Annotated in this window: 1 protein-coding gene; it reads left to right on the forward strand. The window is 40.4% G+C overall.

Features of this window, described 5'->3' with window-relative positions; genetic code table 11:
- A partial coding sequence (locus D7V97_RS45200; RefSeq protein ID WP_158623585.1) for a hypothetical protein occupies window positions 1-375 on the forward strand: 375 nt, incomplete at its 5' end.
- Window positions 376-463 lie beyond the last annotated feature (88 nt).

Raw genomic sequence — 463 nt, forward strand, 5'->3', positions numbered from 1 at the left:
GGTGAAGGTGAAGGTCTAGAAGTTAAAGCAACCGTTAATTTAACAAAAGGAGGTGAAAGCCACAATGGACATAGTGGTTGGCATGTAATTGTGTGCTATGAAATCAATGAAAGATGGGATGTTAATTTCACACTCATTATGTTTGCTAATCTCAATGGGCATCAAACTTCTGAACCAGATTGGGAATATGTGAAAAGTACAGTTAACGTACAAACTGGCAGTCAACGCACCGAAACTTACACAACCAATCTATTTGGTAAAACAAAACTTCGCGATGGTTCAGTGTATTTAGATCCCACGAAAGTTAATTATCGCCGCTGGCGACAAGCGCGAAGAAGCAATGAAGCTGCTCCTTCTTGGTCGATCTTTTTCTGAAGACTGCGTAGTGGAGAAGGCCATTAGTAAGAAGACAAAAATATTTGCGACAGTATTCAACCGTTATTGAGAAAGCGATCGCTTCATC

The sequence above is a fragment of the Corallococcus sp. CA053C genome (assembly GCF_003611675.1).
Lineage (GTDB): Bacteria > Myxococcota > Myxococcia > Myxococcales > Myxococcaceae > Corallococcus.